Origin of the sequence: Pectobacterium carotovorum (genome assembly GCF_033898505.1) — a bacterium.
In the GTDB taxonomy this organism is placed as follows: domain Bacteria; phylum Pseudomonadota; class Gammaproteobacteria; order Enterobacterales; family Enterobacteriaceae; genus Pectobacterium; species Pectobacterium carotovorum_J.
Map to the genome: position 1 here is coordinate 240,801 of NZ_JAXAFK010000005.1, position 25,404 is coordinate 266,204.

38 protein-coding genes are annotated in these 25,404 nt (G+C 50.8%); 33 read left to right on the forward strand and 5 right to left on the reverse strand.

The annotated features are described in order from the left end of the window. Positions 1-67: 67 nt before the first annotated feature. Positions 68-286, reverse strand: coding sequence for a protein SlyX (locus R9X49_RS19425; protein WP_180743225.1), 219 nt, complete (start codon positions 284-286; stop codon positions 68-70). A 282-nt stretch (positions 287-568) separates the two neighbouring features. Between R9X49_RS19425 and fkpA the strand changes: the two genes are divergently transcribed. After that, positions 569-1,387, forward strand: a complete 819-nt coding sequence (gene fkpA / locus R9X49_RS19430; protein WP_319849977.1) for an FKBP-type peptidyl-prolyl cis-trans isomerase — start codon at positions 569-571, stop codon at positions 1,385-1,387. Between the two features lie 109 nt (positions 1,388-1,496). On the opposite strand, the gene R9X49_RS19435 is transcribed toward fkpA, so the two are convergent. Continuing rightward, positions 1,497-2,999 carry a PLP-dependent aminotransferase family protein gene (locus R9X49_RS19435; RefSeq protein WP_319849978.1) on the reverse strand — a complete coding sequence of 501 codons (1,503 nt, stop codon included), beginning with the start codon at positions 2,997-2,999 and terminating at the stop codon, positions 1,497-1,499. A 103-nt stretch (positions 3,000-3,102) separates the two neighbouring features. Between R9X49_RS19435 and R9X49_RS19440 the strand changes: the two genes are divergently transcribed. Continuing rightward, positions 3,103-3,915 (forward strand): YggS family pyridoxal phosphate-dependent enzyme, encoded by an 813-nt coding sequence (locus R9X49_RS19440; RefSeq protein ID WP_319849979.1) that lies wholly within the window; start codon positions 3,103-3,105, stop codon positions 3,913-3,915. Positions 3,916-3,947: 32 nt separating this feature from the next. Then, a complete protein-coding gene (glyA, locus tag R9X49_RS19445) occupies positions 3,948-5,219 on the forward strand; it encodes a serine hydroxymethyltransferase (protein WP_319849980.1) in 1,272 nt (423 codons plus the stop codon). A 71-nt stretch (positions 5,220-5,290) separates the two neighbouring features. Here glyA and pmrB read toward each other — a convergent pair whose 3' ends face one another. From pmrB to eptA, 3 genes are read right to left on the reverse strand one after another with little or no spacing between them, the layout of a single operon-like run. Next, the gene (pmrB, locus tag R9X49_RS19450) at positions 5,291-6,385 is read right to left on the reverse strand and encodes a two-component system sensor histidine kinase PmrB (RefSeq protein ID WP_319849981.1); all 1,095 of its coding nucleotides are present in this window, start codon (positions 6,383-6,385) and stop codon (positions 5,291-5,293) included. Then, positions 6,382-7,050: a two-component system response regulator PmrA gene (gene pmrA / locus R9X49_RS19455; protein WP_319849982.1), complete on the reverse strand. Its 669-nt coding sequence runs from the start codon at positions 7,048-7,050 to the stop codon at positions 6,382-6,384. The genes pmrB and pmrA overlap by 4 nt, the downstream gene beginning before the upstream one ends. Further along, entirely contained in the window at positions 7,047-8,693 is a 1,647-nt protein-coding gene (eptA, locus tag R9X49_RS19460; RefSeq protein ID WP_319849983.1) for a phosphoethanolamine transferase EptA, read from the reverse strand. The genes pmrA and eptA overlap by 4 nt, the downstream gene beginning before the upstream one ends. Before the next feature lie 336 nt (positions 8,694-9,029). Here eptA and R9X49_RS19465 point away from each other — a divergent pair, with 336 nt between their 5' ends. From R9X49_RS19465 to rpmD, 30 genes are all read left to right on the forward strand, one after another. After that, positions 9,030-9,752 carry a transcriptional regulator gene (locus R9X49_RS19465; protein WP_010296984.1) on the forward strand — a complete coding sequence of 241 codons (723 nt, stop codon included), beginning with the start codon at positions 9,030-9,032 and terminating at the stop codon, positions 9,750-9,752. After that, on the forward strand, positions 9,752-10,141 hold the full coding sequence (gene tusD, locus R9X49_RS19470; protein ID WP_319849984.1) for a sulfurtransferase complex subunit TusD: 390 nt from the start codon (positions 9,752-9,754) through the stop codon (positions 10,139-10,141). Before R9X49_RS19465 ends, tusD begins: the two co-directional genes overlap by 1 nt. Positions 10,142-10,150: 9 nt before the next feature. Further along, complete coding sequence (tusC, locus tag R9X49_RS19475) at positions 10,151-10,510, forward strand: sulfurtransferase complex subunit TusC (RefSeq protein ID WP_319849985.1); 360 nt, start codon at positions 10,151-10,153, stop codon at positions 10,508-10,510. A gap of 18 nt (positions 10,511-10,528) precedes the next feature. Beyond that, the gene (gene tusB / locus R9X49_RS19480) at positions 10,529-10,816 is read left to right on the forward strand and encodes a sulfurtransferase complex subunit TusB (protein ID WP_319849986.1); all 288 of its coding nucleotides are present in this window, start codon (positions 10,529-10,531) and stop codon (positions 10,814-10,816) included. Positions 10,817-10,947: 131 nt separating this feature from the next. After that, positions 10,948-11,322 carry a 30S ribosomal protein S12 gene (gene rpsL, locus R9X49_RS19485; protein ID WP_005969567.1) on the forward strand — a complete coding sequence of 125 codons (375 nt, stop codon included), beginning with the start codon at positions 10,948-10,950 and terminating at the stop codon, positions 11,320-11,322. A gap of 96 nt (positions 11,323-11,418) precedes the next feature. After that, the gene (gene rpsG / locus R9X49_RS19490) at positions 11,419-11,889 is read left to right on the forward strand and encodes a 30S ribosomal protein S7 (protein WP_009111198.1); all 471 of its coding nucleotides are present in this window, start codon (positions 11,419-11,421) and stop codon (positions 11,887-11,889) included. A 96-nt stretch (positions 11,890-11,985) separates the two neighbouring features. Continuing rightward, positions 11,986-14,100, forward strand: coding sequence for an elongation factor G (fusA, locus tag R9X49_RS19495; RefSeq protein ID WP_015841930.1), 2,115 nt, complete (start codon positions 11,986-11,988; stop codon positions 14,098-14,100). A 69-nt stretch (positions 14,101-14,169) separates the two neighbouring features. Beyond that, positions 14,170-15,354, forward strand: coding sequence for an elongation factor Tu (tuf, locus tag R9X49_RS19500; RefSeq protein ID WP_012772931.1), 1,185 nt, complete (start codon positions 14,170-14,172; stop codon positions 15,352-15,354). A 275-nt stretch (positions 15,355-15,629) separates the two neighbouring features. Further along, the gene (gene bfd / locus R9X49_RS19505; RefSeq protein ID WP_039349749.1) at positions 15,630-15,824 is read left to right on the forward strand and encodes a bacterioferritin-associated ferredoxin; all 195 of its coding nucleotides are present in this window, start codon (positions 15,630-15,632) and stop codon (positions 15,822-15,824) included. 72 nt (positions 15,825-15,896) lie between these two features. Beyond that, positions 15,897-16,370, forward strand: a complete 474-nt coding sequence (gene bfr, locus R9X49_RS19510) for a bacterioferritin (RefSeq protein ID WP_319849987.1) — start codon at positions 15,897-15,899, stop codon at positions 16,368-16,370. Between the two features lie 307 nt (positions 16,371-16,677). Then, the gene (rpsJ, locus tag R9X49_RS19515; RefSeq protein WP_001181005.1) at positions 16,678-16,989 is read left to right on the forward strand and encodes a 30S ribosomal protein S10; all 312 of its coding nucleotides are present in this window, start codon (positions 16,678-16,680) and stop codon (positions 16,987-16,989) included. Positions 16,990-17,021: 32 nt separating this feature from the next. Then, on the forward strand, positions 17,022-17,651 hold the full coding sequence (gene rplC, locus R9X49_RS19520; protein ID WP_010304941.1) for a 50S ribosomal protein L3: 630 nt from the start codon (positions 17,022-17,024) through the stop codon (positions 17,649-17,651). A gap of 10 nt (positions 17,652-17,661) precedes the next feature. Continuing rightward, positions 17,662-18,267 carry a 50S ribosomal protein L4 gene (rplD, locus tag R9X49_RS19525; RefSeq protein WP_015841926.1) on the forward strand — a complete coding sequence of 202 codons (606 nt, stop codon included), beginning with the start codon at positions 17,662-17,664 and terminating at the stop codon, positions 18,265-18,267. Beyond that, on the forward strand, positions 18,264-18,566 hold the full coding sequence (gene rplW, locus R9X49_RS19530) for a 50S ribosomal protein L23 (RefSeq protein WP_005970277.1): 303 nt from the start codon (positions 18,264-18,266) through the stop codon (positions 18,564-18,566). Before rplD ends, rplW begins: the two co-directional genes overlap by 4 nt. A gap of 17 nt (positions 18,567-18,583) precedes the next feature. Then, positions 18,584-19,405 (forward strand): 50S ribosomal protein L2, encoded by an 822-nt coding sequence (gene rplB / locus R9X49_RS19535; protein ID WP_010286179.1) that lies wholly within the window; start codon positions 18,584-18,586, stop codon positions 19,403-19,405. A gap of 16 nt (positions 19,406-19,421) precedes the next feature. After that, the gene (gene rpsS, locus R9X49_RS19540) at positions 19,422-19,700 is read left to right on the forward strand and encodes a 30S ribosomal protein S19 (protein ID WP_004929772.1); all 279 of its coding nucleotides are present in this window, start codon (positions 19,422-19,424) and stop codon (positions 19,698-19,700) included. A 14-nt stretch (positions 19,701-19,714) separates the two neighbouring features. Further along, positions 19,715-20,047 carry a 50S ribosomal protein L22 gene (gene rplV, locus R9X49_RS19545; protein ID WP_180743836.1) on the forward strand — a complete coding sequence of 111 codons (333 nt, stop codon included), beginning with the start codon at positions 19,715-19,717 and terminating at the stop codon, positions 20,045-20,047. Between the two features lie 17 nt (positions 20,048-20,064). Then, on the forward strand, positions 20,065-20,766 hold the full coding sequence (gene rpsC / locus R9X49_RS19550; protein ID WP_005970274.1) for a 30S ribosomal protein S3: 702 nt from the start codon (positions 20,065-20,067) through the stop codon (positions 20,764-20,766). A 12-nt stretch (positions 20,767-20,778) separates the two neighbouring features. Next, positions 20,779-21,189 (forward strand): 50S ribosomal protein L16, encoded by a 411-nt coding sequence (gene rplP, locus R9X49_RS19555; protein ID WP_005970273.1) that lies wholly within the window; start codon positions 20,779-20,781, stop codon positions 21,187-21,189. Next, positions 21,189-21,380, forward strand: a complete 192-nt coding sequence (rpmC, locus tag R9X49_RS19560; RefSeq protein ID WP_005970272.1) for a 50S ribosomal protein L29 — start codon at positions 21,189-21,191, stop codon at positions 21,378-21,380. Before rplP ends, rpmC begins: the two co-directional genes overlap by 1 nt. Next, a complete protein-coding gene (rpsQ, locus tag R9X49_RS19565; protein ID WP_011095505.1) occupies positions 21,380-21,634 on the forward strand; it encodes a 30S ribosomal protein S17 in 255 nt (84 codons plus the stop codon). Before rpmC ends, rpsQ begins: the two co-directional genes overlap by 1 nt. Positions 21,635-21,797: 163 nt before the next feature. Further along, positions 21,798-22,169 (forward strand): 50S ribosomal protein L14, encoded by a 372-nt coding sequence (gene rplN, locus R9X49_RS19570; protein WP_000613954.1) that lies wholly within the window; start codon positions 21,798-21,800, stop codon positions 22,167-22,169. A 10-nt stretch (positions 22,170-22,179) separates the two neighbouring features. After that, positions 22,180-22,494: a 50S ribosomal protein L24 gene (gene rplX, locus R9X49_RS19575; protein ID WP_015841924.1), complete on the forward strand. Its 315-nt coding sequence runs from the start codon at positions 22,180-22,182 to the stop codon at positions 22,492-22,494. A gap of 14 nt (positions 22,495-22,508) precedes the next feature. Next, positions 22,509-23,048 (forward strand): 50S ribosomal protein L5, encoded by a 540-nt coding sequence (gene rplE, locus R9X49_RS19580; protein ID WP_005970265.1) that lies wholly within the window; start codon positions 22,509-22,511, stop codon positions 23,046-23,048. Between the two features lie 13 nt (positions 23,049-23,061). Beyond that, positions 23,062-23,367, forward strand: a complete 306-nt coding sequence (gene rpsN, locus R9X49_RS19585; RefSeq protein WP_010286114.1) for a 30S ribosomal protein S14 — start codon at positions 23,062-23,064, stop codon at positions 23,365-23,367. A gap of 33 nt (positions 23,368-23,400) precedes the next feature. Beyond that, the gene (gene rpsH / locus R9X49_RS19590; protein WP_005970261.1) at positions 23,401-23,793 is read left to right on the forward strand and encodes a 30S ribosomal protein S8; all 393 of its coding nucleotides are present in this window, start codon (positions 23,401-23,403) and stop codon (positions 23,791-23,793) included. A gap of 12 nt (positions 23,794-23,805) precedes the next feature. Continuing rightward, on the forward strand, positions 23,806-24,339 hold the full coding sequence (gene rplF / locus R9X49_RS19595) for a 50S ribosomal protein L6 (protein ID WP_015841923.1): 534 nt from the start codon (positions 23,806-23,808) through the stop codon (positions 24,337-24,339). Between the two features lie 9 nt (positions 24,340-24,348). Continuing rightward, complete coding sequence (gene rplR, locus R9X49_RS19600; RefSeq protein ID WP_010286111.1) at positions 24,349-24,702, forward strand: 50S ribosomal protein L18; 354 nt, start codon at positions 24,349-24,351, stop codon at positions 24,700-24,702. A 14-nt stretch (positions 24,703-24,716) separates the two neighbouring features. After that, on the forward strand, positions 24,717-25,217 hold the full coding sequence (gene rpsE, locus R9X49_RS19605; protein ID WP_005970257.1) for a 30S ribosomal protein S5: 501 nt from the start codon (positions 24,717-24,719) through the stop codon (positions 25,215-25,217). A gap of 5 nt (positions 25,218-25,222) precedes the next feature. Continuing rightward, the gene (gene rpmD / locus R9X49_RS19610) at positions 25,223-25,402 is read left to right on the forward strand and encodes a 50S ribosomal protein L30 (RefSeq protein WP_004846568.1); all 180 of its coding nucleotides are present in this window, start codon (positions 25,223-25,225) and stop codon (positions 25,400-25,402) included. Positions 25,403-25,404 lie beyond the last annotated feature (2 nt).

The window sequence follows — 25,404 nt, forward strand, 5'->3', positions numbered from 1 at the left end:
TGATGACTATCACCTGAGGTTTTTTATATCTGACCTGTCTTGAGCGCCGATATCACAGGCGCAGCTTTCAATAATGCGGTGGCGGCGTTTCTTCCGACTGGGGAGCAACGAGCGACGTTTGCTGGTTGCGCAGTCTGTCTGTGAGTAGACGTACATGCTCACGCAGGCGGCTAATTTCCCGCTCGTGTTGAATAACCGTTTGGTTAAGCTCTTCTATGGTGACTTCCTGAAAAGCCTGTCGGCTTTCCAACTGTTCGAGCCGTTCTTCAAGTGCTGATGGTGACATCGGTATTCCCCTTACTTCTTGTTACCCGCGAGTTTGTCAGAAAGCGGAAACTTCTGGTAGTAAAAATGGTCGCAGTAGGGCGCAATGAACCCTCCAAAGTGGGGCATATTGTTGCCAGATGGCCTTAGGACGACACAAATGATGCCGGAAAAGCTTCCTGACGTTTTTTATCAAAGGATTGTCGAGTGCGTCGTTGTGTTGTCTTCGTCCGCACAGTTATAGTAGGCGCGAATGTATTTTAATGATGGCTGGGGCGCGTAGCTCCAGATGCTGGAGAAATGGATGAAATCACTGTTTAAAGTAACGCTGTTAGCAACAACGATGGCTCTGGCTCTGAACGCAGGCCAGGTTCTGGCGGCAGACAAGGCGCAGGCGTCTGACAATACTGCGGCAGCCAAATTCAAGAACGACGAGCAGGCAGCGGCTTATGCGTTAGGTGCATCTTTAGGGCGTTACATGGATAACTCTCTGAAAGAGCAAGAAAAATTAGGTATTAAGCTGGATAAAGATCAGCTGATTGCTGGCGTGCAGGATGCTTTTGCTGACAAGAGCAAGCTGACTGACGAAGAAATCGAGAAAACGCTGCAAGGTTTTGAAGGCAAAGTAAAAGCCGCCGCTGAAGCCAAGATGAAGCAAGATGCGAAAGATAACGCGGATAAAGGCACCAAGTATCTTGAGTCCTTCGCTAAAGAAAAAGGCGTGAAGAAAACTGAATCTGGTCTTCTGTATCAGGTTGAGAAAGAAGGTAGCGGCAACGCGCCGAAAGACAGCGATACCGTTGTGGTTAACTACAAAGGTACGCTGGTTGACGGTAGCGAGTTCGACAACTCCTACAAACGCGGTGAGCCACTTTCTTTCCGTCTGGACGGCGTGATCCCAGGCTGGACTGAAGGTCTGAAGCACGTTAAGAAAGGCGGTAAAATCAAGCTGGCTATCCCGCCTGCACTGGCCTATGGTGAAAACGGCGTGCCTGGCATTCCGGCTAACTCCACGCTGGTGTTCGACGTTGAACTGCTGGACATTAAATCCGAAGCTGATCTGAAAGCAGCGGATGATGCGAAAGCTGAAAAACCAGCAGCCGAAGAGAAAGCGGCTAAATAAGCATCGCGATAATGATGATATGACCGCAGGTTTCGGCCTGCGGTTTTTTTGCTTTAAAACGATTGTCTGCAATCTTATTCCTCTCCCCACAAACGCCTTTTAATGACGCTCATCCTCGGCAGAGTGCACGTAGTACCTTTGCTAATGTTTTGACGGCAATGTCCAGTTCATGCGGAGCGTGGGCGGCAAACCCCATGAGGAAACCGGCTTGATGCTGACCCGATGATGCATACAGTGCTGTCAGCCCGAGCAGGTCGATACCGGCCCGACGTGCGGATTCCACTGCATCGTTTTCAGGGATGTCTCGGATAAAGAGACAGGGCATCTGCATGCCTCCGGCCGGCACCCGTGGTTCCACGAAGTCAGCCAGATGCTGACGCACCAGCCGTGCCAGCACATCGCGGCGTTCCGCATAAATGGTGCGCATCGTGCGTACATAGGCGCCGAAGTGTCCTCCTTCGATAAAACGTGCCAGCGTGAGCTGCGGAATGGGGGCACTGTGCCCATCCATCAACGTGCGGGCCACGGTCATCGGGGCAACCAATTGTGGCGGCAGAACCATATAGCCGATGCGCAGGCCGGGAAAGAGCGATTTAGTGAAAGTGCCGATATAGAGGGTTCGATCGTGCGGGTCGAGCCCCTGAACGCAGGCGGTAGGTTTGCCCGCATAGTGGAACTCGCTGTCATAGTCATCTTCAATAATCCAGCTCTGGTGCTGCCAGGCCCATTCGATCACGGCCAGACGCCGATCCAGCGCCAGCGTTGCACCCGTTGGAAACTGGTGTGAGGGCGTCAGGAACACGGCTTTTGCGGGCGTATGGTGCGCATGACTTGCCTCAAGCAGGTGCTCGACCTGCAAACCATCGGCATCTAATGGGATCGGCACACACGTGAGTCCGGCCGCCTCGAATGCCTTGCGTGCGCCGTGGTACACAGGATCTTCAAGGAAGAGCCGATCGCCCGCATCCAGCAGGACATTCGCACATAGGGTTAGCGCTTGCTGGGAACTGGTTAGCACCAACACGCGATCGGGCGTGGCGCGAGCGCCCCGTTCGAGATTGACATAATCTGCGATGGCGCGCCTCAGCGCTTCCATGCCCTGCGGCGGGCTGTGCAGCAGCGCCCGTGTGCCATATTCTTTTAGTACCTGCCGTTCCAGTCGTTCCCACGTCTGGAGGGGAAAACTGCGTGTTTCCGGCACGCCGGGCGCGAACGCGCGCGGGATGATGAAATCGCGTACCCCACCATTCTGGAACATGGCGCTACCGCGTTGACTGAGTCGCAGTTCTGCTTTGCTATCTCCCGTTTTCCGGGCTTTGCCACGCCCTGGCAGACGCTTTGCCCGTTCTGATACAAAACTGCCGCTGCCGACGCGACGTTCGATAAATCCTTCCGCATGCAGCTGGCTGTAAGCTGATTCGACCGTATCGCGCGACACCCCCAGTGATGTAGCCAGCGCGCGTGAGGCGGGTAAGGATTTGCCCACATCAAGAATGCCATCAAGGATTAACTGGCGAATCGCCCGCTGGATGCGGGCGTGCAGGGGAAGGGCACCTTGCGCGGGATCGCCAATCCAGGCTTTGACCGATTCAAGCTGAGCGTGTTTGAACAATTGGTCTGCCTCTTGTCATGAAAATGGTGGGGAACATCCGGCTATTTTAAATCTATAAATACGTTTCACAATCCATTCATTCTCTTCGTCAGGAGTTAAGCTGATGTCGCTCTCTTCCGATACACCCACTCGCCACGACAGGCACGGTCGCTATCCCGAAGCTGCTACGGTTGAAGATTTCCAGTTCAATCTGGCAACGGTTCAAGCTCGTATCGAAGCGGCCTGCCACCGCGTCGGTCGCGATCCAGCCACGGTGCGATTGTTGCCAGTCAGCAAGACCAAACCCGAAAGCCGCCTGCGTATGGCCCATATGGCGGGTTGTCGGGTATTGGGCGAGAACAAAGTGCAAGAGGCGTACCGTAAATGGGAATCGATGCAGGATTTAGCCGATTTACAGTGGTCGGTCATTGGGCATCTGCAAACCAACAAGGCCAAGCTGGTGGCACGCTTCGCTACCGAATTTCAGGCGCTGGACAGCCTGCGGTTGGCTGAAGCGTTGGATCGTCGTTTGCAGGTTGAAGGACGTTCTCTGGATGTATTCGTTCAGGTGAATACCTCCGGTGAAGCCAGCAAATACGGCCTGTCTCCTGAGGATGTTCCGACTTTTATTCAGGCGCTTCCTGCATTCTCTGCGCTACGCGTGCGTGGATTTATGACGCTGGCGCTGTTCTCCAGCGAGGCCGAACGCGTGCGCCAGTGTTTTATACGGCTGCGTCAGTTGCGCGATCGGTTGCAGCAAAACCTCCCGGTCTGCATTGAGCTGGATGAATTGTCCATGGGCATGTCCGGCGATTTTGAAATAGCCATTGAGGAGGGCGCCACCGTGGTACGCGTCGGTCAGGCAATCTTTGGCGCCCGCCCGCTACCGGATAGCTACTACTGGCCTGATGACCCCCTCCCAGAATCACACGATTAAAAAAACCATGACTAACGTATAGGACGATGCCCATGTATGACGCTTCTCTTACCCTCACCGACGTCGACCCGGAACTGGCCGACGCTATCCGGCATGAAGAACGCCGGCAGGAAACTCACATTGAACTCATCGCCTCAGAGAACTATGCCAGTCCACTGGTGATGGCGATCCAGAACTCCGTGTTCACCAACAAATATGCGGAAGGCTACCCAAGCAAGCGCTACTACAGCGGCTGTGAATATGTCGACGTGGCTGAACGTCTGGCTATCGAGCGGGCCAAAGCGCTGTTTGACTGCGATTATGCTAACGTCCAGCCTCACGCTGGCGCTCAGGCTAATGCGGCCGTGTTTCTGGCATTGACTAACCCGGGTGATACCGTGATGGGCATGAATCTCGCTCAGGGCGGACATCTGACCCACGGTAACCCCTCCAACTTTTCTGGCCGTCACTACAAGATCGTCCCTTATGGGTTAGACCCTGACACAGGGCTGATCGACTACGATGAAATGGAGCATATTGCGTTGGAAACCCGGCCAAAGATGCTAATCGGAGGGTTCTCCGCCTATTCTCGCCACAAGGATTGGGCACGTATGCGCGCTATTGCTGACAAGGTGGGGGCTATCTTCTGGGTGGATATGGCTCACGTCGCCGGTTTGGTGGCTGCCGGAGAGTATCCGAATCCGCTTCCTCACGCGCATGTCGTAACCAGTACAACCCATAAGACTCTGCGCGGCCCGCGCGGCGGAATTATTTTAGCCAAAGGGCAGAGTGAGGAATTCTACAAAAAGCTTAACTCCGCTGTGTTCCCCGGTATTCAGGGCGGCCCGTTGATGCACGTTATCGCAGCCAAAGCGGTGGCATTTAAGGAAGCGCTGCGCCCTGAATTCACGGTTTATCAGCGTCAGGTCGTGGCCAACGCCCGTGCCATGGCGCGCGTCCTCCAACTTCGTGGCTACAAGATTGTCTCTGATGGTACCGACAACCATTTGATACTGATCGACCTGTCTGCCAGACCGTATACCGGTAAGGATGCCGATGCTGCACTGAGCGAGGCTTACATCACGACGAACAAGAATTCGGTGCCTAACGATCCGCGTTCCCCCTTTGTGACCTCAGGCCTGCGTATTGGAACGCCAGCCGTGACGACGCGCGGTTTTGGTGTGGCGGAATGCGAGCAACTGGCGGGATGGCTATGTGACGTACTGGATGGGCTTGGCGAAGGGAATGACGCATTAATAGCGGTACGCGATCGTGTGCGCCAGCAGGTAGTGGCGCTGTGCCGACGCTATCCGGTGTACCAATAAGACAGGTGAAGTTTGTGCACAGGGATGTGTCGTCTCTCTATTGATGAGATGTGGAGCCGCTGCTTTATTCTTCAGGCCGAATCGGGGTCTTCATCAGGTGCGGTCAGCACCACGCGGGCGAGGGCGCCGGAACCTTGCGGTCGATTACTAAGGAAAAACTGCCCATCGTGCAACTGGGCAATGCGCGTCACGATACTCAGCCCGAGGCCGATACCGCCATAGCGGCTGTCCATGCGTACAAACGCCTTACTTAATTCACCGACCTTACTTTCATCGATACCCGGCCCTTCATCTTCGACCTGCAGTTCAATATGTTGCGATGTCCCCAGACTCACGGTGATCTGGCTTGCTTCCGGGCTATAGCGGTAGGCGTTTTCTACCAGATTGCGTAGCAACAGCTGGAGCAGCGTGGCATCGCCGTGCAGCGTGATATCTTCTGGTGGTAATACCCATTTCAGCATCTGCTGACGCTTTTGCAGCATCTCGGTCAGCTCATCCTGCATGGGAAAAATGACATCTTTCAGGAACGCAACGTTTGGATGATGGCCTGCCGAAAAATCCTGTCCGACACGAGCAAGTAGCAAAAGCTGCTCCACCGTTTTCACCATTTTATCAATGCGTATGATGAGCGAGCTACAGTCAATCTGATGTTGCTGCTGGTGCAGTTCGAGGTGTAGCCGAATACCGGATAGCGGCGTGCGTAGTTCATGAGCGACATCCGCAGTAAATTGCCTGTCGCGTTTTAACGTTTCGTCCAGACGCTGGAAAAGCTGGTTGATGGTGTGGGTGACAGCGGCGACTTCTTTAATGTTGCTCTGCTGCGGCAGCGGCTCCAGGTTTTCAGCCGTGCGATCCTGTAATTCTTCCTGTAGGCGAGACAGCGGACGAGTGATCCAACTGACCGCCTGAAAGCACATGAGCAGCGTCAGGATGACCATCACCAGACTGGGGATACTGAGCGAGGCTATCGCTTCATTAATCTCTTGATCGATCTGCATGTTCTGGGCGCTGGCGCTCAGGGATTTATCAACCAACAGGCCGATCTGTTCTTCGCTTTCGTGCCAAAGCCAGAATACGCTGATCATCTGGCAGACGAGCAGGATGCCGCCCAGTGCCAGCACTAAACGGCGGCGCATACTGGTCACCGTGTCGGCATCGTCCTTCATGGTTGTTCACCTTTAGTCAGCAGATAGCCAAAGCCTCGCAGGGTTCGGATACGGTCTTTCCCTATTTTTTGACGCAGATTATGGATATGCACTTCCAGCGAATTGGAGGACGGGTCGTCGTTCCAGGCATAAATATCCTGATGCAGAACTTCTCGGTGTACTTGAGAACCGGCTTTCAACATCAGGCGGGACAGTATGGCAAATTCTTTCGGCGTCAGCACCACCGGTTTTTCGTCCAGCAACACCTGCTGGTTGTTTAAATCCAACGTAATGTTGTCGACCTGTATCCGGCTGTTGCTTGAGCCCTGATTGCGGCGAATCAGCGCGCGCACGCGCGCCTGTAATTCCGTCAGTGCGAAAGGCTTGGCGAGATAATCGTCTGCTCCGACATCCAGCCCGTTGACGCGATCGTTGACTTTATCCCGTGCCGTTAAGATGAGTACGGGATGTTGGTAGTTATTCTTACGCCAGCGTGATAACAGGGCAAGCCCGTCGTCGTCCGGTAAACCCAGATCGAGAATGACCAGGCTGTAGTGCGCGCTGCTGATGAGCGCGTCTGCTTCTTTAGCTGTGCCTGCGCAATCGCAGGCATAACCTTCATGACTCAACGCCAATAATAATCCTTCCTGCAACAACTTATCGTCTTCAACAATCAATAATTTCATGTTGCCTTGTCCCTGCACGGCTGAAGGATATCGAGCTGAGGCTGATATTCTTTCGTGGCGATAGTAAACATCCCCAGTATGGTATGGAAAAGATTATCTTGCGAATACTCCTGCTGTTTCGCGTTCTGGCGCAGGCAGGTGTCCTGAATGGCCTGCTGCTGCTGGTAACCCGGCGATAACCACATCAGCATCGGTACGTGCGTTTGCTGCTTGGGCGCAATAGAGTAGGGCATGCTGTGCAGATAGATACCGTTCTCTCCTAACGATTCGCCGTGGTCGGACAGGTAAACCAGTGAGGTATTAAATTTATCCTCATGCTGTTTCAGTAAATTGATCGCTTTATCCAGAACAAAATCGACATACAGGATCGTATTGTCATACGTGTTGGTCAGCGCTTCCTGCGTACAGGTTTGAATCTGGTTGGTATCACAGGTTGGGGTAAATTTCTTAAAGGCGTCAGGGTAGCGCTGGTAATAGCTCGGGCCGTGGCTGCCTATGGTGTGTAATACGATAATCCCGTCGTTATCGAGCTTATTGATATAGTCTTCGACGCCGTGGAATAACGCTTCATCGTGGCATTCGCCGCTGGTGCATAATCCCGGCAGTTTTAGCGATGTCACATCAACCATTGGCACACGCGTACAGACATCTTTGCAGCCGCCGTCATTTTCCTGCCAGAGCACGTTAACTTTTGCCCGTTGTAAGATATCGAGCAACCCTTCCTGATGGCTGGCTAAGCCACCATCAAAGCCCTGGCGCGGCATGTTGGAAAACATGCACGGAACGGAAACACCTGTTGATGTGCCGCACGATGAGGTGTTGTCAAAATAAACCACGTTGTCTTTCGCCAGCAGCGGGTTGGTTTCCTTCTCATAGCCACCCAGCGAAAAGTTTTGTGCCCGCGATGTCTCGCCGACGACCAGAATAACCAGATTCTTTTTTGCAGTAGGGGACGATGATGGCACTTTGTGGGCATCCAGACCAATCTGTACCAAAGGTAGATTAGCCAGCGCGGTGTGCTTATGGTAGGACAAGCTGGCCGCCACAATATTGCTGGGGGTGATCGCTTTTACCAGCTCTTTGTTATTACGCATGAACGAGGCGTAATCTTTATAAAAGAACGCTGCGACAGATAAAATGGCGAATAACGAAATAATGACGCTAAGAAAGCGCATACCAATGTAGAGCGTCGTCGGTTTGGCTGGCTTTATTTTTATCCAGACGGCGAGCGCGGCGGGAATGACACCAATAAAGAATACCCAGGCGACAAGCTGTGGCGTAAGCAGTGAAAAAGATTCGCTGGCCGTTGTCTCCACAATATTCTGAACCATGGTGCGGTCAATGATAATGCCGTAGTTCAGCATGAAGTACTGCGCGGCGGCACCGGTCAGCAGGAAGAAAACAATGACGGCCTTACGCAGGTAAGGGGCCGCCAGAAGGGTAAAAATAATATTCAGCACCGCGAAAATTACAACGGGCATGCTGAGAAAGAAAGGGATATTGATCCAGTCTGTCATGTCCAGCAGTTGCAGCGTCTGACGGTAGTAGGCGATGTTCTGGACCAGAGTAATAAAGGCAGAAAAGATCAGCACGAACGTGATGCTGCTTAGGTGTGGTCTGCCCATCGGTATTAGTTTTTTCATACACGTCTCTCGTGATTTCCATGATGGAGAGGAAAGAAGACGCTGACTCTAGCGGGATTAAATTAATACAACCTTAAGAGGTAGCCCGTTAAATTCAGGGACGCGAGAGTGGACATTTGCTAGACTATGTCCCTTGTCAATACAAAATAAAGATACCCGTCATACTTCAAGCTGCTTGTGCGTTGGCCGCCCTTACTCGCCCCAGTCACTTACCTGAGTAAGCCCCTGGGGATTTGCGTGGTTGCCGCGTTACAAGGCCATAAATGGGCCTTGCCTTAAAGGAGCAACGCAGCTCGAATTATTTAGGGGATAATGATGCTGAGGGTGGTGTCTGCCATGTCTAATTCGCTTGTATCTGGCGAATCTTATGAGCTTGATTTGCTGGATGAACGTCCTTTCAGCCAGACGGACTATGAGATCCTGAAATCGTATGAAGCGGTGGTTGATGGCTTGGCCATGTTGATTGGCGAGCACTGTGAGATTGTGTTGCACTCGCTTGAGGATCTTAAATGTTCCGCCGTGCGTATTGCGAATGGAGAACATACCGGCAGGAAGATTGGCTCGCCGATTACGGATCTTGCATTGCGTATGCTGCATGACATGGCAGGTGAAGATAGCAGCGTATCGAAGGCCTATTTTACCCGTGCCAAAAGCGGTGTGTTGATGAAGTCAGTCACGATTGCAATCCGTAATCGCGATCAGCGCGTGATTGGGCTGCTGTGCATCAACATGAATCTGGACGTCCCTTTCTCCCAGATAGTGCAGACCTTTATCCCCCCTGAAACGCATGATGCGGCATCTTCTGTTAACTTTGCATCATCGGTTGACGACCTCGTGGCACAAACGCTGGAATTTTCGATCGAAGAAGTTAATGCGGATCGCAACGTCTCTAATAATGCGAAGAATCGCCAGATCGTACTGAGCCTGTATGAGAAAGGCATCTTTGATATTAAAGATGCCATCAACCAGGTTGCAGAACGTCTCAATATCTCCAAACACACGGTCTACCTTTATATCCGTCAATTCAAAAGCGGCGACTTCAGCGGGCACGAACGTTAATGCTGAATTACTGTTTGCTGGTGACCGGCCCTGCCTATGGCACACAGCAGGCGAGCAGCGCGTTGCAGTTTGCGCAGGCGCTGTTGGCGGAGGGGCACAGCTTGAAAAGTGTGTTCTTCTATCGGGAAGGCGTGTTGAATGCCAACCAGCTGACGTCGCCCGCTAACGATGAATTTGATCTTGTACGCGCCTGGCAGCAGTTGGGCGAAACGCATCAGGTGGCGCTGAATGTCTGCGTTGCTGCGGCGCTGCGCCGAGGTGTGACCGATGCTCAGCAAGCTGCTCAGCTCAACCTTGCAGGCGCAAATCTGCAACCCGGCTTTGTGCTTAGCGGGCTGGGGGAGCTGGCGCAATCGGTGCTGACCTGCGATCGGGTTATTCAGTTTTAAGGTAGCGTTATGAAGCGAGTCGCATTTGTTTTTACGCATTCTCCACATGGGAGCGCTTCCGGGCGAGAGGGTCTGGATGCGCTATTGGCGATGTCTGCCCTGACGGAAGAAATTGGCGTATTTTTTGTCGGCGATGGTGTACTTCAACTGCTGCCACAGCAACAGCCGGACCAGATTTTGATGCGTAATTACATCGCAACGTTTGGCGTGCTGCCGCTGTACGATATCGACCGTTGCTATCTGTGCGAAGCGTCCGTGCGCCAGCGTGGGTTGAATATCGATACGGACTGGGTTTTGGATGTGGAGCTGTTAGCGCCGGAAGCCTGGCGCAGCAAACTGGCCAGCTATCATTCCATCCTTTCATTCTAGCGACGGACCTCTCCCTTTATGCTGCATACGCTCTCATGTTCCCCTTATCACGCTGATCTGGATACCCTGTTACAGGGTCTGGATGAAGGTGATGTTTTAGTCTTATTGCAGGATGGTGTTATCGCGGCTCTGGCTGGTGGAAACATTCTCCATCGTCTTCTGGATTCAGCGGTTCCTCTCTATGCGCTCCGGCCTGATGTTGTTGCGAGAGGCATGACTGAACAAATTTCAAACAGTGTAGTGCTCATTGACTATAATGAATTTGTTCAACTGACAGTGGAGCACCCGCAGCAACTCGCGTGGTAACGCCGAATTTTTGTATATTTCTTGACTCCTTCCACTGCCAGCCCTAAAATTCCGCGTCCTCATACTTTGCCTTGCGCAAACATGAGACGATTTATTACGTGTTTACGAAGCAAAACCCAGGAGCTTTTTTAATGGCAACAATTAACCAGCTGGTACGCAAACCACGCTCCCTGAAGGCTGCTAAAAGCAACGTTCCGGCGCTGGAAGCATGCCCGCAGAAACGTGGCGTATGTACTCGTGTATATACTACCACCCCTAAAAAACCGAACTCCGCACTGCGTAAAGTATGCCGTGTTCGTTTAACTAACGGTTTTGAAGTTACCTCCTATATCGGTGGTGAAGGTCATAACCTGCAGGAGCACTCCGTGATCCTGATCCGTGGCGGTCGTGTTAAAGACCTGCCAGGTGTGCGTTACCACACCGTTCGTGGCGCGCTGGACTGCTCAGGTGTTAAAGACCGTAAGCAATCCCGTTCCAAATACGGCGTGAAGAAGCCAAAGGCTTAATGGTTCTCCGTTAAGTAAGGCCAAACGTTTTAACTTAAATGTCAAACTAAACTCGTAGAGTTTTGGACAATCCTGAATTAACAACGGAGTATTTCCATGCCACGTCGTCGCGTCATTGGTCAACGTAAAATTCTGCCGGATCCTAAGTTCGGATCAGAACTGCTGGCCAAATTTGTAAACATCCTGATGGTAGATGGTAAAAAATCTACTGCTGAAGCAATCGTCTATACCGCGCTGGAGACCCTGGCTCAGCGTTCTGGTAAAGATCATCTGGAAGCTTTTGAAGTAGCTCTGGACAACGTTCGCCCGACTGTCGAAGTTAAGTCGCGCCGCGTTGGTGGTTCTACTTATCAGGTACCAGTAGAAGTCCGTCCGGTTCGTCGTAATGCTCTGGCAATGCGTTGGATCGTAGAAGCTGCTCGTAAACGCGGTGATAAATCTATGGCTCTGCGCCTGGCGAACGAACTTTCTGATGCAGCAGAAAACAAAGGTACTGCTGTTAAGAAACGTGAAGACGTTCACCGTATGGCTGAAGCCAACAAGGCGTTCGCTCACTACCGTTGGTAATCCCTTCGTTGTAGTAATGCTAACCAAGCGGGCGCTAAAAATAGCCAACCCGCTTGGGTTAACTAAATTGAACGCCCTAGTATATAGAGGATACAAATGGCTCGTACAACACCCATCGCACGCTACCGTAACATCGGTATCAGTGCGCACATCGACGCCGGTAAAACCACTACTACCGAACGTATTCTGTTCTACACTGGTGTAAACCATAAAATCGGTGAAGTTCATGACGGCGCGGCTACCATGGACTGGATGGAGCAGGAGCAGGAGCGTGGTATTACTATCACTTCCGCAGCGACTACTGCATTCTGGTCTGGTATGGCTAAGCAGTATGAACCGCATCGCGTAAACATCATCGACACCCCGGGACACGTTGACTTCACTATCGAAGTAGAACGTTCCATGCGTGTACTTGATGGTGCGGTAATGGTTTACTGCGCAGTTGGTGGTGTTCAGCCACAGTCTGAAACTGTATGGCGTCAGGCAAACAAATATAAAGTTCCACGCATTGCGTTCGTTAACAAAATGGACCGCATGGGTGCTAACTTCCTGAAAGTTGTTGGTCAGATCAAATCCCGTCTGGGCGCGAACCCTGTTCCGTTGCAGTTGGCGATTGGTGCTGAAGAAGGTTTCACCGGTGTTGTTGACCTGGTGAAAATGAAAGCCATCAACTGGAACGATGCCGATCAGGGCGTGACCTTCGAATACGAAGATATCCCGGCTGATATGCAGGACCTGGCTGACGAATGGCACCAGAACCTGATCGAGTCCGCAGCTGAAGCTTCTGAAGAGCTGATGGAAAAATACCTGGGTGGCGAAGAACTGACTGAAGAAGAGATCAAAAAAGCTCTGCGTCAGCGTGTTCTGAACAACGAAATCATCCTGGTAACCTGTGGTTCTGCATTTAAGAACAAAGGTGTTCAGGCGATGCTGGATGCGGTAGTTGATTACCTGCCATCCCCAGTTGACGTACCTGCGATCAACGGTATTTTGGATGACGGTAAAGACACGCCGGCTGAGCGTCACGCAAGTGATGACGAGCCGTTTGCTGCGCTGGCGTTCAAAATCGCTACCGACCCGTTTGTGGGTAACCTGACGTTCTTCCGCGTGTACTCTGGTGTTGTTAACTCCGGTGATACCGTACTGAACCCAGTTAAATCAGCACGTGAACGTTTTGGTCGTATCGTTCAGATGCACGCTAACAAGCGTGAAGAGATCAAAGAAGTTCGTGCAGGCGATATCGCTGCTGCTATCGGTCTGAAAGATGTAACGACGGGTGACACACTGTGTGATCCAGATAACGTCATCATTCTGGAGCGTATGGAATTCCCTGAGCCGGTAATTTCCATCGCGGTAGAACCAAAAACCAAAGCTGACCAAGAAAAAATGGGTCTGGCATTGGGCCGTCTGGCTAAAGAAGACCCGTCTTTCCGTGTATGGACTGACGAAGAATCTAACCAGACTATCATCGCTGGTATGGGTGAATTGCACCTCGATATCATCGTTGACCGTATGAAGCGTGAATTCAACGTTGAAGCGAACGTGGGTAAACCACAGGTTGCTTATCGTGAAGCGATTCGTGCGAAAGTTACCGATATCGAAGGTAAACACGCCAAACAGTCTGGTGGTCGTGGTCAGTATGGTCATGTTGTTATCGACATGTACCCACTGGAGCCGGGCTCAAACCCGAAAGGTTACGAGTTCATCAACGACATCAAAGGTGGTGTAATTCCTGGCGAATACATCCCTGCCGTTGATAAAGGCATTCAGGAACAGCTGAAAGCGGGTCCTCTGGCTGGTTACCCAGTGGTTGATCTCGGTGTGCGTCTGCACTTCGGTTCTTTCCATGACGTTGACTCCTCTGAACTGGCGTTTAAACTGGCTGCTTCTATCGCCTTTAAAGATGGCTTTAAGAAAGCAAAACCTGTTCTGCTTGAGCCGATCATGAAGGTTGAAGTTGAAACGCCGGAAGAGAACACTGGTGACGTTATCGGTGACCTTAGCCGTCGTCGTGGTATGCTGCGCGGTCAGGAATCCAACGTTACTGGCGTTGTGATTCACGCTGAAGTTCCGTTGTCTGAAATGTTCGGATACGCAACTCAACTGCGTTCTCTGACCAAAGGCCGTGCTTCTTACTCCATGGAGTTCCTGAAGTACGATGATGCGCCTAACAACGTTGCTCAGGCCGTAATTGAAGCCCGTGGTAAATAAGCCTCAGGGTTAAAACAAAATCCCGTGCTCTCTCCATAGGGGGAGAGCATTTGAGTAAGGAATATCGCCGTGTCTAAAGAAAAATTTGAACGTACAAAACCCCACGTTAACGTCGGTACTATCGGCCACGTTGACCATGGTAAAACTACTCTGACTGCTGCAATCACTACCGTTCTGGCTAAAACCTACGGTGGTAACGCGCGTGCATTCGACCAGATCGATAACGCGCCAGAAGAAAAAGCACGTGGTATCACCATCAACACGTCTCACGTTGAATACGATACCCCGTCTCGCCACTACGCGCACGTTGACTGCCCAGGACACGCCGACTATGTGAAAAACATGATCACCGGTGCTGCCCAGATGGACGGCGCGATCCTGGTTGTTGCTGCGACTGACGGCCCAATGCCTCAGACTCGTGAGCACATCCTGCTGGGTCGTCAGGTTGGCGTTCCTTTCATCATCGTGTTCCTGAACAAATGTGACATGGTTGATGACGAAGAGCTGCTGGAACTGGTTGAGATGGAAGTGCGTGAGCTGCTGTCTCAGTACGACTTCCCAGGCGACGACACGCCAGTCGTTCGTGGTTCTGCGCTGAAAGCGCTGGAAGGCGAAGCTGAGTGGGAAGCAAAAATCATCGAACTGGCAGAGCACCTGGATTCTTATATCCCAGAACCAGAGCGTGCCATTGACAAGCCGTTCCTGCTGCCAATCGAAGACGTATTCTCTATCTCTGGCCGTGGTACCGTTGTTACCGGTCGTGTAGAGCGCGGTATCGTTAAAGTCGGTGAAGAAGTTGAAATCGTGGGTATCAAAGACACCGCGAAATCTACCTGTACTGGCGTAGAAATGTTCCGCAAACTGCTGGACGAAGGTCGTGCAGGTGAGAACGTTGGTGTTCTGCTGCGTGGTATCAAGCGTGAAGAAATCGAGCGTGGTCAGGTACTGGCTAAGCCGGGTTCAATCAAGCCACACACCAAGTTCGAATCAGAAGTGTATATCCTGAGCAAGGATGAAGGCGGCCGTCATACCCCGTTCTTCAAAGGCTACCGTCCTCAGTTCTACTTCCGTACAACTGACGTAACGGGCACCATCGAACTGCCAGAAGGCGTAGAGATGGTAATGCCGGGCGACAACATCAAAATGGTTGTTACCCTGATCCACCCAATCGCGATGGATGACGGTTTGCGTTTCGCAATCCGTGAAGGCGGCCGTACAGTAGGCGCGGGCGTTGTTGCTAAAGTTATCGCTTAATCGCTGATAAGCTTAATGCATGAAAAAGGCACTTCGGTGCCTTTTTTTATGGCGGAGATTCAGAGCTACACCCGTCGTATCGTCGTAAGCAACATTGAAAATTGCTTCCGGCTATTTTTTACATCTGAACGATCAGATGTAAATTGAAATAAAAACAATTCTTATTTACAATGACTCGATTGGTTAAAAAATCGCTAGGAGCGGTTTCAAATACCGTTGCAGTGTTCCGAAAGGTAGCGTGAAAGACACTCGCGATAACAATGAGTCATTCTGGTATGTATGTTTGTTTGTGCAACGCAATTTCTGACAAAACTATTCGTAATGCTGTTCGTCAGCACCAGCCTCAATCTATGCAGCAACTACGCAAACTCGTTCCTATTGGGACAGACTGTGGTAAATGCATTCGTCAGGCGCGTGTCATTTTCGAGGAAGAGCAAGCTAAAATTCCTGACATGTATGAAGTAGCATAAAATGTAGGGTCGTTTTTTTGACTCTCTGCTTACCGGTTCTACACTTTAAGAACTGGAGCGGAGGAGCATGTCATGAAAGGCGATAAAAAAGTCATTACATACCTGAATAAGTTATTGGGCAACGAGCTGGTAGCCATTAACCAATATTTTCTTCATGCCCGCATGTTTAAAAACTGGGGCTTAACCCGTCTTAACGATCACGAATATCATGAGTCTATTGACGAAATGAAGCACGCAGATCGCTACATTGAACGTATCCTGTTTCTTGAAGGCATTCCGAATTTACAGGATTTGGGTAAGTTAAATATTGGTGAAGATGTCGAAGAGATTTTACGTTCTGATCTTCAACTTGAGTTGGATGGCGCAAAGAATCTGCGCGAGGCGATTGCCTATGCCGATTCGGTGCATGACTACGTCAGCAGGGATTTAATGATAGAAATTCTTGCTGATGAAGAAGGGCACATCGACTGGTTAGAAACTGAGTTGGATTTGATTTCACGCCTTGGTATACAAAACTATCTTCAAGCTCAGTTGAAAGCTGAGTAACATGGCATCATAAATCTCTTATGTGCCCTATAGCCTAACTCCGGCCGGACTCAGACACATCGCTCCGGCCGCGTTTAAAATCATTTTATCCTGCTTATTGCTTCCTCAGCCAATTTGCGTATAATGCGCGAGCTTACCAAAACAAGGTAAGCCTGATTCAATCAGAATCAGGGGTTAATATTCATTTATTGACCAAAACAATACTCCCGATATGGGGGTTATGTGCTAACGATTACACTCCCCCATCAATCGAAATGGGTGTGAGGAGTAATTATTTACGTTTATAAATAATTGGAGCTCTGGTCTCATGCAGAACCAAAGAATCCGTATCCGCCTGAAAGCGTTTGATCATCGTTTGATTGATCAATCAACTGCGGAAATCGTCGAGACTGCTAAGCGCACTGGTGCGCAAGTACGTGGTCCGATCCCGCTGCCGACCCGCAAAGAGCGCTTTACCGTTCTGATTTCTCCGCACGTCAATAAAGATGCGCGCGATCAGTACGAGATTCGCACTCACAAGCGTCTGGTTGACATCGTTGAGCCAACCGAGAAAACCGTTGATGCTCTGATGCGTCTGGATCTGGCTGCTGGTGTAGACGTGCAGATCAGCCTGGGTTAATCAGGTCATTGAGCGATTGAGAGGTTGAAACAATGATTGGTTTAGTCGGTAAAAAAGTGGGTATGACCCGTATCTTCACTGAAGATGGCGTATCTATCCCTGTAACCGTTATCGAAATTGAAGCAAACCGCGTCACTCAGGTTAAAGACCTGGCTAACGACGGTTACCGCGCTGTGCAAGTAACTACTGGTGCTAAAAAAGCAAACCGTGTTACCAAGCCAGAAGCAGGTCACTTTGCTAAAGCTGGCGTAGAAGCTGGCCGTACTCTGCGTGAATTCCGTCTGTCTGAAGGCGAAGAGTTCACTGTAGGTCAGAGCATCAGTGTTGAAATTTTCGCGGACGTTAAAAAAGTAGACGTTACTGGTACATCTAAAGGTAAAGGTTTTGCCGGCACAGTTAAGCGCTGGAACTTCCGTACTCAGGATGCTACTCACGGTAACTCCTTGTCCCACCGCGTTCCGGGTTCTATCGGTCAGAACCAGACTCCGGGCAAAGTGTTCAAAGGCAAGAAAATGGCAGGCCAGCTGGGTAACGAACGTGTAACTGTTCAGAGCCTGGACGTAGTGCGTGTTGACGCTGAGCGCAACCTGCTGCTGGTTAAAGGTGCTGTACCGGGAGCTACCGGTAGCGACCTGATCGTTAAACCAGCTGTGAAGGCGTGAGGAGATAGCAATGGAATTAGTATTGAAAGACGCGCAAAGCGCGCTGACTGTTTCCGAAACTACCTTCGGTCGTGATTTCAACGAAGCGCTGGTACACCAGGTTGTTGTTGCTTATGCAGCAGGTGCCCGTCAAGGTACTCGCGCCCAGAAGACCCGTGCTGAAGTAACTGGTTCCGGTAAAAAACCTTGGCGTCAGAAAGGTACTGGCCGTGCGCGTTCTGGTTCTATTAAGAGCCCGATCTGGCGTTCCGGTGGTGTGACCTTCGCTGCTAAGCCTCAGGACCACAGTCAGAAAGTTAACAAAAAGATGTACCGCGGCGCGCTGAAAAGCATCCTGTCCGAACTGGTACGTCAAGATCGTCTGATCGTTGTCGAGAAGTTCTCTGTAGAAGCACCGAAAACTAAGTTGCTGGCTCAGAAACTGAAAGAAATGGCACTGGAAGACGTGCTGATCATTACCGGTGAACTGGATGAGAATCTGTTCCTGGCTGCGCGTAACCTGTACAAGGTTGACGTGCGTGATGCAGCTGCAATCGATCCAGTTAGCCTGATCGCCTTCGACAAAGTCGTTATGACTGCTGACGCAGTCAAGCAAGTTGAGGAGATGCTGGCATGATCCGTGAAGAACGTCTGCTGAAAGTACTGCGCGCGCCGCACGTATCTGAAAAAGCATCTACCGCGATGGAAAAAACTAACACCATCGTTCTCAAAGTTGCTAAAGACGCGACTAAAGCAGAGATCGTTGCTGCTGTCGAGAAACTGTTCGAAGTAGAAGTTAAAGACGTAAACACCCTGGTAGTTAAGGGTAAAGTTAAGCGTCACGGACAGCGTATTGGTCGTCGTAGCGACTGGAAAAAAGCTTACGTCACCCTGAAAGAAGGCCAGAATCTGGACTTCATCGGCGGCGCTGAGTAAGTCGGAGGAGAAAGACAATGGCAGTTGTTAAATGTAAACCGACATCTCCGGGTCGTCGCCACGTTGTTAAAGTGGTTAACCCTGAGCTGCACAAGGGCAAACCTTATGCCCCGTTGCTGGAAAAGAACAGCAAATCCGGTGGCCGTAACAACAATGGCCGCATCACTACCCGTCACATTGGTGGTGGTCATAAACAGCAATATCGTCTGATTGACTTTAAACGCAATAAAGATGGTATTCCTGCGGTTGTTGAGCGTCTGGAGTATGATCCGAACCGTTCCGCGAATATCGCGCTGGTTCTGTACAAAGACGGCGAACGCCGTTACATCCTGGCGCCGAAAGGCCTGAAAGCCGGCGACCAGATCCAATCTGGCGTTGATGCTGCGATTAAAGCGGGTAACACCCTGCCAATGCGTAACATTCCTGTCGGTTCAACGGTTCACAACGTAGAAATGAAACCAGGTAAAGGCGGCCAGTTGGCTCGTTCTGCTGGTGCTTACGTTCAGATCGTTGCTCGTGACGGTTCTTACGTTACCCTGCGTCTGCGTTCTGGCGAAATGCGTAAAGTCGAATCCGACTGCCGCGCTACGCTGGGCGAAGTTGGCAACGCTGAGCATATGCTGCGCGTTCTGGGTAAAGCAGGTGCTGCACGCTGGCGTGGTGTTCGTCCTACCGTTCGCGGTACGGCAATGAACCCAGTCGACCACCCACACGGTGGTGGTGAAGGTCGTAACTTTGGTAAGCACCCGGTTAGTCCGTGGGGCGTTCAGACCAAAGGTAAGAAGACCCGCAGCAACAAGCGTACTGATAAATTTATCGTACGTCGCCGTACTAAATAATCTTAGAGGATAAACCATGCCACGTTCTCTCAAGAAAGGTCCATTTATTGACCTGCACTTGCTGAAGAAGGTAGAGAAAGCGGTGGAAAGCGGTGACAAGAAGCCTTTGCGCACTTGGTCCCGTCGTTCAACGATCTTTCCAAACATGATCGGTTTGACCATCGCTGTCCATAATGGTCGTCAGCACGTACCGGTGTTTGTTTCCGATGAAATGGTCGGTCACAAACTGGGTGAATTCGCGCCGACTCGTACTTATCGCGGCCATGCGGCCGACAAAAAGGCCAAGAAGCGCTAAGGTAGGAGGAAGAGATGGAAACTATCGCTAAACATCGCCACGCTCGTTCTTCTGCTCAAAAGGTTCGCCTGGTGGCAGACCTGATTCGCGGTAAGAAAGTGTCGCAAGCTCTGGAAGTTCTGACCTATACCAACAAGAAAGCTGCTGGTCTGGTTAAAAAAGTGCTGGAGTCTGCTATTGCTAACGCAGAACACAACGATGGCGCTGACATTGATGATCTGAAAGTCGCGAAAATCTTCGTTGACGAAGGCCCAAGCATGAAGCGCATTATGCCGCGTGCTAAAGGTCGTGCGGATCGCATCCTGAAGCGTACCAGCCACATTACTGTGGTTGTGTCCGATCGCTGAGACTCTGGAGACTAGCAATGGGTCAGAAAGTACATCCTAATGGTATTCGCCTGGGTATTGTCAAACCTTGGAACTCTACCTGGTATGCGAATACCAAAGAATTCGCTGACAACCTGGACAGCGACTTTAAAGTTCGTAAATACCTGACGAAGGAACTGGAGAAGGCTTCCGTTTCCCGTATCGTTATCGAACGTCCGGCAAAAAGCATCCGTGTGACTATTCACACTGCTCGCCCGGGTATCGTGATCGGTAAGAAAGGTGAAGATGTTGAAAAACTGCGCAAAGTCGTAGCGGATATCGCTGGCGTACCTGCACAGATCAACATCGCAGAAGTTCGTAAACCTGAACTGGACGCAAAACTGGTTGCTGACAGCATCACTTCTCAGCTGGAGCGTCGTGTGATGTTCCGTCGTGCTATGAAGCGTGCGGTACAGAATGCCATGCGTCTGGGCGCTAAAGGTATTAAAGTTGAAGTAAGTGGCCGTCTTGGCGGCGCTGAAATCGCGCGTACCGAATGGTACCGTGAGGGTCGTGTTCCGTTGCATACACTGCGTGCGGATATCGACTACAACACCTCCGAAGCGCACACCACTTATGGTGTTATCGGTGTGAAAGTGTGGATCTTCAAAGGTGAGATCCTGGGTGGTATGGCTGCCGTTGAACAACCGGAAAAACCGGCTGCTCAACCTAAAAAGCAGCAGCGTAAAGGCCGCAAGTAAGGAGAGTCGCTGATGTTACAACCAAAGCGTACAAAATTCCGTAAGGTGCACAAGGGCCGCAACCGTGGTCTGGCGCAGGGTACGGATGTTAGCTTCGGCACTTTCGGTCTGAAAGCTGTTGGCCGCGGTCGCCTGACTGCTCGTCAAATCGAAGCTGCACGTCGTGCCATGACCCGTGCTGTTAAGCGTCAAGGTAAGATCTGGATCCGTGTATTCCCGGACAAACCGATCACCGAGAAACCGCTTGAAGTTCGTATGGGTAAAGGTAAAGGTAACGTGGAATATTGGGTTGCCTTGATTCAGCCAGGTAAAGTCCTGTACGAAATGGACGGTGTGCCGGAAGAGTTAGCCCGTGAGGCATTCCAACTGGCAGCAGCGAAACTGCCTATCAAAACCACCTTTGTAACTAAGACGGTGATGTAATGAAAGCAAATGAGCTGCGTGAAAAAAGCGTCGAAGAGCTGAACACTGAACTGCTCGGCCTGCTGCGCGAGCAATTTAACCTGCGTATGCAGGCTGCCAGTGGTCAGTTGCAACAGACTCACCTGGTAAAACAAGTGCGTCACAATATTGCACGTGTTAAGACTTTACTGACTGAGAAGGCGGGTGCGTAATGACCGATAAAATCCGTACTCTGCAAGGTCGTGTTGTAAGCGACAAAATGGAGAAATCCATGGTTGTTGCTATCGAACGTTTTGTGAAACACCCGCTTTACGGTAAATTCATCAAGCGTACGACTAAGCTGCACGTACATGACGAGAACAATGAATGCGGTATCGGTGACGTGGTTGAAATCCGCGAATGCCGTCCGCTGTCCAAAACTAAGTCTTGGACACTTGTTCGCGTTGTAGAGAAAGCGATTCTGTAATAAAGTAGCGCTCTTCTCTTATGATAAACGGCTCTGCAAAGGGCCGTTTATTTTTTCTACCCATACCAAGGAAGCGGTGTTATAATGCTGCGCCCTCAATTATGGGGTATTTAATGGCCCGAAAGGGTCCTAAAGTAGTAGTTGACATTAGCGGAGCACTAAAATGATCCAAGAACAGACTATGCTGAATGTGGCCGATAATTCCGGTGCACGTCGCGTAATGTGTATCAAGGTTCTAGGTGGCTCGCACCGTCGCTACGCAGGCGTCGGCGATATCATCAAAATTACCATCAAGGAAGCAATTCCTCGCGGTAAGGTGAAAAAAGGCGATGTTCTGAAGGCGGTAGTGGTGCGCACCAAGAAGGGTGTTCGTCGCCCGGACGGTTCTGTCATTCGCTTCGATGGCAATGCTTGCGTTATTTTAAACAATAACAGCGAACAGCCTATCGGTACGCGTATTTTTGGGCCGGTAACTCGTGAACTGCGTAATGAGAAGTTCATGAAAATTATCTCTCTGGCACCAGAAGTACTTTAAGGAGCGAATCATGGCAGCGAAAATCCGTCGTGATGACGAAGTTATCGTGCTAACCGGCAAAGATAAAGGTAAGCGCGGTAAAGTAAAAAATGTCCTGTCTGCTAGTAAGGTCATTGTTGAAGGTATTAACCTGGTTAAAAAACATCAGAAGCCGGTTCCGGCCCTGAACCAACCAGGCGGCATCGTTGAAAAAGAAGCTGCAATTCAAGTTTCTAACGTTGCAATCTTCAATGCGGCAACTGGTAAGGCTGACCGTGTAGGCTTTAGATTCGAAGACGGCAAAAAAGTCCGTTTCTTTAAATCTAACAGCGAAACTATCAAGTAATTTGGAGTAGTACGATGGCGAAACTGCATGATTACTACAAAGACGAAGTAGTTAAAAAACTCATGACTGAGTTTAACTACAATTCTGTCATGCAAGTCCCTCGGGTCGAGAAGATCACCCTGAATATGGGTGTTGGTGAAGCGATCGCTGACAAGAAACTGCTGGATAACGCAGCAGCTGATCTGGCAGCAATCTCCGGTCAAAAACCGTTGATCACCAAAGCACGCAAATCTGTTGCAGGCTTCAAAATCCGTCAGGGCTATCCGATCGGCTGTAAAGTAACTCTGCGTGGCGAACGCATGTGGGAGTTCCTTGAGCGTCTGATTTCCATTGCTGTACCGCGTATTCGTGACTTCCGTGGCTTGTCTGCCAAGTCATTCGATGGTCGTGGTAACTACAGCATGGGTGTGCGTGAGCAGATCATCTTCCCGGAAATCGACTACGATAAAGTCGATCGCGTTCGTGGTTTGGACATTACCATTACCACTACTGCGAAATCCGATGATGAAGGCCGTGCGCTGTTGGCCGCCTTTAACTTCCCATTCCGCAAGTAAGGTAGGGTTACTAATGGCTAAGCAATCCATGAAAGCACGCGAAGTTGTTCGTGTGAAACTGGCTGAAAAATACCGCGCTAAACGCGAGGAATTGAAAGCTATCATCTCTGGTGTGAACTCATCCGACGAAGATCGTTGGGATGCGGTTCTTAAGCTGCAGACTCTGCCGCGTGATTCCAGCCCGTCTCGTCAGCGTAATCGCTGCCGCCAAACTGGTCGTCCGCACGCTTTCCTGCGGAAGTTCGGGTTGAGCCGTATCAAGGTCCGTGAAGCCGCTATGCGCGGTGAAATTCCGGGTCTGAAAAAGGCTAGCTGGTAATTGTCACCAATTGAATCACGGGAGTAAAGACAGATGAGCATGCAAGATCCGATCGCGGATATGCTGACCCGTATCCGTAACGGTCAAGCCGCGAACAAAGTTGCGGTCACCATGCCTTCCTCCAAGCTGAAAGTGGCAATTGCCAACGTGCTGAAGGAAGAAGGTTATATTGAAGATTTCAAAATCGAAGGCGACACCAAGCCAGTTCTGGAATTAGAACTTAAATATTTCCAGGGCAAGGCTGTGGTAGAAAGCATTCAGCGAGTAAGCCGTCCAGGTCTGCGCATCTATAAAAGAAAAGATGAGCTGCCAAAAGTTATGGCCGGTTTGGGTATCGCAGTTGTTTCTACCTCTAAAGGTGTTATGACTGATCGTGCAGCTCGCCAGGCTGGTCTTGGTGGCGAGATTATCTGCTACGTAGCTTAATCGGGAGGAAAAATGTCTCGTGTTGCAAAAGCACCCGTCGTCATTCCTGCCGGCGTAGAGGTAAAACTCAACGGTCAGGATATTTCGATTAAGGGTAAAAACGGCGAGCTGAGTCGTAAGATCCACGATGCTGTTGAAGTGAAACAAGCTGACAACGCTCTGACTTTCGCCCCGCGCGAAGGTTTCGTTGACGGATGGGCCCAAGCGGGCACCACTCGCGCTCTGTTGAACGCAATGGTTATCGGTGTTACCGAAGGCTTCACTAAGAAGCTGCAACTGGTTGGTGTTGGTTACCGTGCTGCTGTTAAAGGCAATGTGGTTAACCTGTCTCTTGGGTTCTCGCACCCAGTAGATCACGCACTGCCGGCAGGTATTACTGCAGAATGCCCAAGCCAAACTGAAATCGTACTGAAAGGTGCTGATAAGCAGGTTATTGGTCAGGTTGCTGCGGAATTACGCGCCTACCGTCGTCCTGAGCCTTACAAAGGCAAGGGTGTCCGTTACGCCGACGAAGTCGTGCGTACCAAAGAGGCTAAGAAGAAGTAAGGTAACACTATGGATAAGAAAGCAGCTCGTATCCGTCGTGCGACCCGCGCACGCCGCAAGCTCCAGGAACTGGGTGCGACGCGTCTGGTGGTACATCGTACTCCACGCCATATTTATGCGCAGGTCATTGCACCGAACGGTTCTGAAGTCCTGGTAGCCGCTTCTACTGTAGAAAAAGCTATCGCTGAACAACTGAAGTCTACCGGTAATAAAGACGCAGCAAGTGCAATAGGTAAAGCTATTGCAGAACGCGCGTTAGAAAAAGGCATCAAAGATGTCTCTTTCGACCGTTCCGGTTTCCAATATCATGGTCGAGTCCAAGCACTGGCAGATGCTGCCCGTGAAGCTGGCCTTCAGTTCTAAGGTAGAGGTGTAAGATGGCTCACATCGAGAAACAAGCTGGCGAACTGCAGGAAAAGCTGATCGCGGTAAATCGCGTATCTAAAACCGTTAAAGGTGGTCGTATTTTCAGCTTCACCGCACTGACTGTAGTGGGTGATGGCAACGGCCGCGTTGGTTTTGGTTACGGTAAAGCTCGCGAAGTTCCAGCAGCGATCCAGAAAGCGATGGAAAAAGCCCGTCGCAATATGATGAATGTCGCGCTGAACAACGGCACCCTGCAGCACCCAGTTAAAGGTGCTCACACGGGTTCTCGTGTGTTCATGCAGCCAGCTTCCGAAGGTACCGGTATTATCGCCGGTGGTGCAATGCGCGCCGTTTTGGAAGTTGCAGGGGTTCACAACGTATTGGCTAAAGCCTATGGTTCCACTAACCCAATTAACGTGGTTCGTGCAACGATTGATGGTTTGGCCAACATGAAGTCCCCGGAAATGGTCGCTGCCAAGCGTGGTAAATCCGTTGAAGAAATTCTGGGGTAATGACCGTGGCAAAGACTATTAAAATCACTCAAACCCGTAGTGCAATCGGTCGTCTGCCGAAACATAAGGCGACACTGCTTGGCCTGGGTCTGCGTCGTATTGGTCATACTGTTGAACGTGAGGATACTCCTGCGGTTCGTGGTATGGTCAACGCGGTTTCCTACATGGTTAAAGTGGAGGAGTAACA